The 10613-nt window shown below is 29.5% G+C and carries 4 protein-coding genes and 2 pseudogenes; 3 read left to right on the forward strand and 3 right to left on the reverse strand.

The window, feature by feature from the left end; all coding sequences use genetic code 11:
• Nucleotides 1–126 (forward strand): annotated as a pseudogene (locus tag ABY863_RS10485) (acyl-CoA thioesterase); the annotation flags it as partial.
• Nucleotide 127: 1 nt separating this feature from the next.
• On the opposite strand, the gene ABY863_RS10490 reads toward ABY863_RS10485, so the two are convergent.
• Genes ABY863_RS10490 through ABY863_RS10500 form a run of 3 tightly spaced genes read right to left on the reverse strand, consistent with a single transcriptional unit; the run spans nt 128 to nt 3084 of the window.
• On the reverse strand, nt 128–1351 hold the full coding sequence (locus tag ABY863_RS10490) for a murein hydrolase activator EnvC (RefSeq protein ID WP_372794570.1): 1224 nt from the start codon (nt 1349–1351) through the stop codon (nt 128–130).
• Complete coding sequence (locus ABY863_RS10495) at nt 1351–2127, reverse strand: DUF4292 domain-containing protein (RefSeq protein WP_372794572.1); 777 nt, start codon at nt 2125–2127, stop codon at nt 1351–1353. The genes ABY863_RS10490 and ABY863_RS10495 overlap by 1 nt, the downstream gene beginning before the upstream one ends.
• Entirely contained in the window at nt 2128–3084 is a 957-nt protein-coding gene (locus ABY863_RS10500; RefSeq protein WP_372794574.1) for a tetratricopeptide repeat protein, read from the reverse strand.
• A 435-nt stretch (nt 3085–3519) separates the two neighbouring features.
• Between ABY863_RS10500 and ABY863_RS10505 the strand changes: the two genes are divergently transcribed.
• Nucleotides 3520–8682, forward strand: coding sequence for a GEVED domain-containing protein (locus ABY863_RS10505; protein ID WP_372794576.1), 5163 nt, complete (start codon nt 3520–3522; stop codon nt 8680–8682).
• An 896-nt stretch (nt 8683–9578) separates the two neighbouring features.
• Nucleotides 9579–10613 (forward strand): annotated as a pseudogene (locus ABY863_RS10510) (peptidase M4); the annotation flags it as partial.

Raw genomic sequence — 10613 nt, forward strand, 5'->3', positions numbered from 1 at the left:
CCTGAAACCGATCTTGAAAAAGAACGTTATGAAGGTGCTTTAAGAAGAAAACAATTAAGTTTAATTCTTTCAGGAAAAATGAAACCATCTGATGCTACTGAGTTAAAAGCGTTGTTTTTGAGTTAAATTACATTTTATAAATCCAGCTTGTAGGGTTTTCTGTTAATGTATTATTAGATAATAAAAAACCTAAGATTGTTTTATCCGTAATTTTATCAGTGAAAATAGTTCCAATAATTTGTTTGGTAGTTACTTTATCGCCTGTATTTACTATAACATTTTCTAGGTTTTTATACACGGTAATATAATTTCCATGTTGTATTAATACTGCTTTTTTATTACCTGTCATAACTTGTACTGCTAATACAGTTCCTTCAAAAACAGCTCTAGCTTTACTCCCTTTTTCCGTAGTGATTCTAACTCCATTACTCTGTATAGTAGCTGATTTTACAATTGGATGAGGTTGTTTTCCGTAATACGTAGAAACATATCCTTTTTCTACTGGCCAAGGTAATTTACCCTTATTTAATGTGAATTTTGAAGCTAATTCTTTTGCTTCAGCGGTTAGTGTAAATTCAGCAGATTTACTTGGTGTAGCTCCAGATTTCTTGTTAGAAGCAGTAATTGCATCTCTAATTGCTCTGTCAATTAACGCATCAATTCGAGCTTCTTCTTTTTGAAATTTTTTAATCTGATTTTTGTATTTACTTTCCTTCTGCTTTACAACACCTAATAAATTTTCTTGTTCTTTTTTTTCTTTTTCAACAAGTGTTTTTTCTTTTTTTTCTTGAGATAATAATTTTTGTTTTAAGTCTTTTTTTACTTTTAAATTTTCTCCTAAAACTTCCAATTCTATTGTTTTTTGTTGAATTTCTTCTCCTTGTTTTTTTCTAAAAGAAGTATACTGCTTCATATACTGAAATCTTTTATATCCCTGAAGAAAATTTTCAGAAGATAACAGAAACATAATTCTACTATTTTGAGATTTACTTTTGTATGATTTATAAATCATATCTGCATAATCCTTTTTTAAGGTTTCTAAATCTCGTTTATTTTGATTTATCTCCAGTTGATTCAAATAAATCTCATTGTCAAGTTCATTAGATTCGTTTGTGATAGCAGAAATAAGGTCTTCCCTTGTTTTAATTTTAACTTTTAAATCGGTTAAATCGCTTAGCACATTTTGCTCTTTTCTTTTCGTATTAGAAAGTAAGGCATTGATGTAAATTTGATCTTTTTGATTTTGAACACGACGCGCTTCTAACACTTCGCGTTTGGTTTGTTGTGCCGAAATATTTACACTAAGTATTAGTGTTAAAACAAAAAGAAGGTGGTTTAATTTAAACTGCATTATTTTAAAATAATTTCTTTGTAACCACTAGGAATTGAAAATGGAAAAGTTAATTCATTATTAAATTCAACAGAACGATATTCAATATTTATGGTGGTTAAATTCTTATTGTCAGTTGCTCTAATATCAATTTCTTCAGGGAACTGTTCTCCTTTAATTACGCTATAATTTGGGTAAGAAACCGATAGTAATTGCTGTTTTTCTGGATGACTAATTTCCTGCTTATTTACCTTAAAATTATCAGGATTCATAAAAAACAAAATCCCAAACAATTCATTGTCTTTCTTAGGAGATAATTCGTATAAATTATTGTCAATTTTAGAATTGTATTTTCCTTTTTTTAAATTTAAAACAGCCTGACCTAATAAAATATTTTGAACTTTTTCATAATCTAATTCTGTGCCTAACCATTTACTTAATAGTGAAAAATCTCCATCAAAATAAGTTCGTTGTAATTTTTCATAATAAACAACTCTATTAGGTGTAATTTTAACTTTCGCTATAGGAAATCCTAATTTTGTAGCACTCATCCAAATAGTTTTATCTTTTTCTAAACGCAATTTAATACTTACTGTTGCAGAAGTTTTGTGGTCATTAAATTTAGCTTTAAGATTTGCACTTACAGTTTGTTGGTGAAAATTATTTGTATAATGATTACTAATTATTCTATTTGTTGATAGTATAGCAACATTGTTTGTTCCTGTCGTGTTTTTTGCTGTTTTACAAGAAGTGACAACGAATAAAAGTAAGATTAATATTTTTATAAAATGTTTCATTTAATTATTACGTCTTAATATTTCAGCTTTCTGTTTATATTTTAAAGCTTCTTTAATTTGTTTTAGCCCTTCATAAGCTATAGAAAACTGCTCATAAAAATCAGCTTCCATTATCGCATTATCTATAACAAAATCAATGCCAAGAGTTAAAACATCTTTTGCTTCATTATATTTTCCTAATTTATTTAATGCAAATCCGTTCATTTTATATAAATAAGGTTGTGCCGGAAATAGTTCTAATGCATTTTTACTATCTAAATATAAATCGTTAAAAAGTTCATTTTCAACTTCTTTATTTAAAATTTCCTGTATCATTTTATACTCTTTATTTTGTTTGTATTTTTCTTTTAACCCTTCAATATCAATAGATGAAATAGCTATATCTTCCTCAATATCTTTAATTATGTTAAGTGTTTCTCTACTTTCAAGATACTTTTTAAACCCTTTAATTCTTTGTGTTGAAAGTGCATTTTCTTCAATTTCAACTATGAGTTCTTCTGCCTTTTTAAAATCTTTATTTTGAATATATAACAGTATTAATTTATCGGAATATTTCGGTTGTAATGCTACAATTTTCTTTTGAGTTTCAATTGCCTTATTAAAATTTTGTTGTTCTAAAAAAACTGCTACTTTTTGCTCCAACAAGTAGCAATTGTTTGAGTCACTCATTAAAGCTTTATTTATAAAGAATTCAGCCTCAAAATAGTTATGTAACTCAAGTTTGTTTTTTGACAATTCAAAATGAACTGCCATATTTAATGAATCAATTTCATAACATTTTTCTAAATTTTCAATGGCTTTACTATAATTTTTAATTGCCTTTTGTTTTAAGGCCTCAAAAAAATGAGTTTGAAATTTTAAATTATTTTCTTCAGCAATATTAATTTGAGCATATGAAAAATTAGAAATTAATACAATTCCAATTAAAAATAAAAGATGTAAATTTTTGTTTTTCATACTTGTGTGCAATATACAATTTATTAGCTTTTAAAAAATCAATTTTAATAAGGTTGCTCTTTAAATTTATCACTTTAAAATCTAAATTAAAACTAAAAAATTACGATAAAATACTATAAATTAAATTTTAATGAACATAAATTTTTGAAGATTCGTAAATTAAATTTGAAACTCTTAATTTAAAAAATATCCATTTTATATTTAAAAATGAACATTATGAACCATCATATTTATGTTTTATTTTTAGTTAAAGGAAATTGAGAAACCCAGTACTTCTAAAACATATTCCATTGTTTTTTAAATTGATTAATAGCTTTTTTTCATAAAATATTAATAATTTAACAAAATTTAACATTTTTTGTTAAATTATAGTTCAATTAAATAATAATTGTTAAATTCGGGCGTTAAAATTTTTCAATCTTAAAAAATAATTATATGCTGAAAAAACTACTTTTTTTTACTTTTATTTTATCATTTACTTTCGGGTTTTCACAAAGTGTAAATCCTTGGGTAAAATCTTCAACAAGCGAAAAAAATAATGTGTTGCAAAACAGAAATCAAATTTCAACTAATTTTCAAGTTTACAATCTTGATATTTCTGTTCTGAAAAATGCCCTAGCTAATTCTCCCAAAAGAGGAGGATATTTGCAAAAATCATCTACTGTTATTGAGTTTCCAAATGCTGAAGGAAAATTAGAACGTTTTAGCATTTTTGAAGCCTCAGTAATGCATCCAGATTTACAAGTAAAATACCCGTCAATTAAATCGTATGCGGGTAAAGGAATTGACAATCCCACAGCAACAATTCGTTTTAGTATTTCTCAATTAGGATTAAAAACGATGACAATTTCTGCAGGAAAAAATGCAGTATTTATTGAGCCATACACTTCAGATTTTACTCAATATATGGTGTATAGTAAAAAATCTAAAGATGCTTCTCTAAATTCTTTTGAATGTTTAGTGAAAGAAGATGTATCAAATAAAATTAAATCTCAGAAAACAACGGTTGCAAGACCAAACGCTGATGATAGTACTTTAAGAACTTTCAGATTAGCAATGTCTGCAAGTGGTGAATATACTCAATATTTTGGAGGCACAAAAGCAAATGCTTTGGCAGCTATAAATGCAACTCTAACACGAGTAAATGGTATTTTTGAAATAGATTTTGGTGTTACCATGGAATTAATTGCAAATAATGATGCTGTAATTTATACAAGTGCAAATAGTGATCCTTATACAACTACTTTAAATTCACAATTACAATCAACTCTTACAAGTGTTATTGGTGAATCTAATTATGATATTGGACATTTAGTTCATAAAGGAACCAATAATGGTAATGCTGGCTGTATAGGTTGTGTTTGTGTAAATAGTCAAAAAGGGAGTGGTTATACTTCACATACTACTCCTGAAGGTGATAATTATGATGTAGATTACGTGGCTCATGAAATGGGACATCAATTTGGAGGGAATCACACATGGACATTTAACGGAAATGAAGGAGCCAATGCTCAAATGGAACCAGGAAGTGGAACAACAATTATGGGATATGCTGGAATTACTGGAGCTACTGATGTGCAGGCACATAGTGATGCTTATTTTCACGCAATGTCCATTCAACAAATTACAAATTATGTAAAAACAACAAGTTGTCAAACAAATACAGCAACAGGAAACAGCGTTCCAACAGCTTTAGCTGGGGGTGATTTTACAATTCCTAAAAGCACACCTTTTATGTTAACGGGTGATGGTGCTGATGCTGATGGTAACAATAGTTTATCGTTTTGTTGGGAACAAATGGATGAAAACAATGCTGCTACAACTTACCCAAGTACAACAGCAACAGCGGGTATAGCTTTTAGATCGTTTTCTCCAACAACATTAAAATCAAGATCTTTTCCTGAACTTTCAACAGTTTTAGCAGGAAGTACTTCTACACAATGGGAGGCAGTTCCTTCTGTGGCAAGAACATTAAATTTTAGATTAACAGTTAGAGATAATGTTGCTGGTGGTGGCGCAAATAATAGTGATGATATGGTTGTGAATGTAAATAGTTCAGCAGGACCATTTGTAGTTTCAACACCAAACACAAATATTACTTGGAATGCAAACCAATTACAAACTGTTACTTGGGATGTAGCGGGAACAAATGGAGCAGCTGTAAATTGTCAAACCGTAAATATTCTATTGTCAACCGATGGAGGAAATACATATTCAATTATATTAGCTTCAGGAGTCACAAATAATGGCTCAGCTCAAATTACAGTACCAAATAATGTAGGTACACAAAATAGAATAAAAGTTGAAGCCGCGAATAATATTTTTTATGATGTTTCAAACACGAACTTTACAATTGCTGGAGAGGTTGTTTGTAACGCAACTGTACCAACAGGAGTTAATTCTTCCAATGTGAGTGCAACTAGTGCAACCATTTCTTGGAATTCAGTTTCTGGAGCAACATACAATGTACAATATCGTCAAGTTGGAACTTCAACATGGACTTCTGTAAATACAGGTGCTACTTCTACAAACTTAACGGGATTAAACACATTAACACAATACGAAGCACAAGTTCAGAGTATGTGTTCAAGTGGGAGCTCTGCATTTAGCTCTTCTGTTAACCTTACAACATTAGATCAGGTATTGGTTTACTGTGCATCTAAAGGAAATAGTGTTGCTGATGAATATATTAGCAATGTTCAAATTGGAACAATTAACAATTCTTCAAATGGAAGTAACGGCTATTCAGATTATACATCTATTTCAACAAATTTAAACAAAGGTGAAGCTGTAACAATAACAATAACCCCTACTTGGAATGGAACTGTTTATAGTGAAGGATACGGTGTTTGGATTGATTATAATAAAGATGGTGACTTTACAGATGCGGGAGAACAAGTTTGGACAAAAGCTGCTTCAAAAACAACACCTGTAAGTGGAACTTTTACCATCCCTTCAGCTGCAGTAACTGGAACAACTAGAATGAGAGTTTCTATGAAATACAATGCGATTCCAACTGCTTGTGAAGCTTTTTCATATGGTGAAGTAGAAGATTACACTGTTGTTTTGATGGATTCAACTCCAGACACACAAGCGCCAACTGCAGCAACTTTAACTTTCTCAAACATAACAGAAACTACGGTTAATTTATCTTGGAGTGGTTCAACTGATAATGTTGGAGTTACAGGATATGATATTTATAAAGATAATATTCTTTTAACTTCTGTTTCAGGAACTTCATATCAAGCAACAGGATTAACTGATGCAACTACTTATAATTTTAAAGTAAAAGCTAAAGATGCTGCTGGAAATATTTCTACTGATAGTAATATAGTTTCATTAACTACACTTACAGCTCCAGATACTCAAGCACCTTCAGCTCCAGTATTAACGAGTAACAATATTACAGAAACAACTGTAGATTTAGTTTGGAGTAGTTCAACTGATAATGTTGGAGTAACTGGGTATGATGTTTATAAAGATAATGTTCTTTTAACTTCTGTTACAGGAACTTCTTATCAAGTAACAGGGTTAACTAATGCAACTACTTATAATTTTAAAGTAAAAGCTAAAGATGCTGCTGAAAATATTTCTACTGATAGTAATATAGTTTCATCAACTACACTTACAGCTCTAGATACTCAAGCACCTTCAGCTCCAGTATTAACGAGTAACAATATTACAGAAACAACTGTAGATTTAGTTTGGAGTGGTTCAACTGATAATATTGGTGTTACTGGATATGATATTTATAAAAACAATGTTCTTTTAACTGCTGTTACAGGGACTTCTTATCAAGTAATAGGGTTAACTTCAGGAAGTTCTTATAATTTTACTGTAAAAGCGAAAGATGCTGCTGGAAATATTTCAACAAATAGTAATACAGAAACTATTACAACTGTTACACCAGATACTCAAGCGCCATCAAGTCCTACATTAACAACAAGTAATATTACTCAAACTACAGTTAATTTATTCTGGAATGCTTCAACAGATAATATTGGAGTAACTGGATATGATGTTTATAAAAACAATGTTCTTTTAACCTCTGTTACGGGGACTTCATATCAAGCAACAGGGCTAACTGCAGCAACTTCTTACAATTTTAATGTTAGAGCAAAAGATGCTGCTGGAAACACATCAAACAGTAATACCGTAACTATTTCAACTTTAACACAATCATTAACTTATTGTGCTTCTAAAGGAAATAGCGTTGCTGATGAATATATTAATAAAGTGCAAATTGGTACAATTAACAATACCTCAACAGGCGGTAATGGTTATAGCGATCACACATCACTTTCAACAAACCTTGATAAAGGTGTACAAGCAACTATTACAATAACACCTAAATGGAATGGAAGTTTATACAATGAAGGATATAGTGTTTGGATTGACTATAACCAAAACGGTGTCTTTACAGATGCTGGTGAACAAGTTTGGGCAAAAGCTGCATCACAAACAACACCTGTAAGTGGATCTTTTACAATTCCAACAAGTGCAACAAGTGGAGCTACTAGAATGAGAGTTTCTATGAAATATAATGGTATTCCAACCGCTTGTGAAGCATTCTCTTATGGTGAAGTTGAAGATTACACCGTTGTATTAAATACAGCTACTCCTGATACACAAGCTCCAACAAGCCCTACTTTAACAACAAGCAACATAACACAAACAAGTGTTAATTTAGCTTGGAGTGGATCAACTGATAATGTTGGTGTTACTGGATATGATGTTTATAAAAACAATGTTCTCTTAACATCTGTTACAGGTACTACTTACCAAGCAACTGGTTTAACTGCTGCAACTTCTTATAACTTTAAAGTAAAAGCTAAAGATGCTGCTGGAAATATTTCAACAGATAGTAATGTTGCAACAATTTCAACTTTAACACAATCATTAACTTATTGTGCTTCTAAAGGAAATAGCGTTGCTGATGAATATATTAATAAAGTGCAAATAGGTACAATTAACAATACCTCAACAGGCGGTAATGGTTATAGCGATCACACGTCACTATCAACAAACCTAGATAAAGGTGTACAAGCAACTATAACAATTACACCTAAATGGAATGGAAGTTTATATAATGAAGGATATAGTGTTTGGATTGATTACAATCAGAACGGTGACTTTACAGATGCTGGAGAACAAGTTTGGACAAAAGCTGCTTCAAAAACAACTCCTGTAAGTGGATCTTTTACTGTACCAGCTAGTGCTACAAATGGAGCTACTAGAATGAGAGTTTCTATGAAATATAATGGAATTCCAACAGCTTGTGAAGCTTTTTCATATGGTGAAGTTGAAGATTATACTGTGATAATTTCTGGTGGAACTGCACGTTTTGTAGATTCTTCTTTTGAAACAGAAATTAATAAAGTTTCTATCTATCCAAATCCTGTTAAAGGAGAATTTTTAACAGTTAAAATGGCTAATACTTCAAATGCTAGTTATAAAATAGCTAATATTTTAGGTCAAACTGTAAAAGCAGGAAACTTAAATAATGTTATTAATGTTGGCGATTTAAAGCCTGGAGTTTATTTAATTAACATTAATGATGGAGATGAAATTATATCGAAAAAATTCATAAAACAATAAAAAACACCATTTAAATTATAAAAACCCGAGAAGAAATTCTCGGGTTTTTTCATGTACTTTACCAAAATCTATAATGAATGAATTACCTATCGGCTGGAAATATATCAAAAGCATTTGGAGAAGTTGAACTTTTTAATGAAATCTCCTTTGGAATAAATAAAGACTAAAATATTGCTTTTATTGCAAAAAATGGAGCTGTAAAAACTTCAATTCTGAACATGCTTGCTGGTGTTTCAAGCTCTGATACCAGACAAGTAATTTCTTGAAAAGGATTAAAAATTGAATATTTATCTCAAGAAGAAGATTTAGACCACGATTTAACTGTTGAGCAAACTATTTTTAATAAAGTTAAGTGTTTCTCTACTTTCAAGATACTTTTTTAAATCCTTTAATCCTTTAATTCTTTGCGTTGAAAGTGCGTTTTTTTCAATCCCAACAATGAGTTCTTCTACCTTTTGTTTTTAAGCCTCAAAAAACAGGTTTGAAATTATTTTCTTCAGGAATATTAATTGTTTGAGCATAAGAAAAATTAGAAATTAATACAATTCCAATTAAAAATAAAAGATGTAAATTTTTGCTTTTCATACTTGTGTGCAATTTATAATTATTGCTCTTAAATTAATTTTAGTAATAAAGAGTTTCAACAATTCAAAAAGCACTGTTAATTAGATTAATTAATTCATATTTAAATCATTAAAAAACTACACTAAAAATTCTTTTTATTTTGAAAATTAATTATTAAAAGTGTGTTTTTTCCTTACAAAAGGTATGTGTTCTCCTCTTAATATTGTGTTTTCCCGTATAAAAAGATTATTATTTTGTTTTATTACTATTAATTTAAATATATTCGACCATAATTTAATATTTTTTAACTAATTTTTTAAACATAATATAATATGAAAAAAAACTACCCCGAAAAAAAATTAATTTTCTTTTTTATTGTCTTTTCTTTATTTATAGGACAAATCTATGGACAAGAAAAGGATCAAAAACTTAAAGCAAAACCTAACTATTTGAAAAAAAATATTGATAAGGTTTACAAAACAAGTGAAAAGGATTTATTATTTAAAGAACATTTACAACTTAAACCTCAAGATAAAATTGTTTTAATAACAAGTGAAAATGATAAATTAGGGTTTACACATGAAAAACATCAACAATTTTATAATGATGTAAAAGTTGAATTTTCAACTCCAATTTTACATAATAAAAATGGAGAAGTTAAATCAATTTCTGGTGAGTTTTATCAAATAGAAGATTTAAATACTACCCCTAAGATTTCTAAAAGCTCAGCTTTTCAAAAAGCAGTTTCACATATAGGAGCTACTTCATATTTATGGCAAAACTCCACTGATTCTAAACTTATTAATTATAAAAAACCTGAAGGAGAATTAGTTATTTTACCAGGTGTTTTAATTGACAAAAAAGAAAATAGATTAGCCTATAAATTCGATATTTATGCTACAAAACCCATAAGTAGAGGTTATGTTTATGTTGATGCACAAAATGGTGAAATTTTATTTTATAATGCCATCATTAAACATGCTAACAATTTAATTGGTGTTGATTTTAAAGATTATAAATCTAAAATAAATAGTGCTAAAAAAGAAGATAACATAATGATAGCCGCCACGGGTACAGCTACAAGATATAGTGGAGCTAGAACCATTGAAACACTTTCAAGTGGTGGCAGTTATATTTTAAGTGATAATTCTAGAGGTAATGGAATTAACACGTATGATATGAATGAAAGTACTAATTATAATTCTGCTGTTAATTTTTCAGACAATGATAATAATTGGACAGCTGCAGAATGGGATAATGCTGCTAAAGATAACGGTGCATTAGATGCTCATTGGGGAGCTGAAATGACTTACGATTATTGGTTAACTAAGCATGGAAGAAATAGTTTTAATAACACAGGAGCAGCA

It is taken from the genome of Lutibacter sp. (assembly GCF_041562875.1).
GTDB lineage: Bacteria > Bacteroidota > Bacteroidia > Flavobacteriales > Flavobacteriaceae > Lutibacter.

Excerpts from the sequence above, each read along its gene's own strand:
- ABY863_RS10490 (WP_372794570.1), bottom strand. The coding sequence starts at position 1,351 with ATGCAGTTTAAATTAAACCACCTTCTTTTTGTTTTAACACTAATACTT.
- ABY863_RS10495 (WP_372794572.1), bottom strand. The coding sequence starts at position 2,127 with ATGAAACATTTTATAAAAATATTAATCTTACTTTTATTCGTTGTCACT.
- ABY863_RS10500 (WP_372794574.1), bottom strand. The coding sequence starts at position 3,084 with ATGAAAAACAAAAATTTACATCTTTTATTTTTAATTGGAATTGTATTA.
- ABY863_RS10505 (WP_372794576.1), top strand. The coding sequence starts at position 3,520 with ATGCTGAAAAAACTACTTTTTTTTACTTTTATTTTATCATTTACTTTC.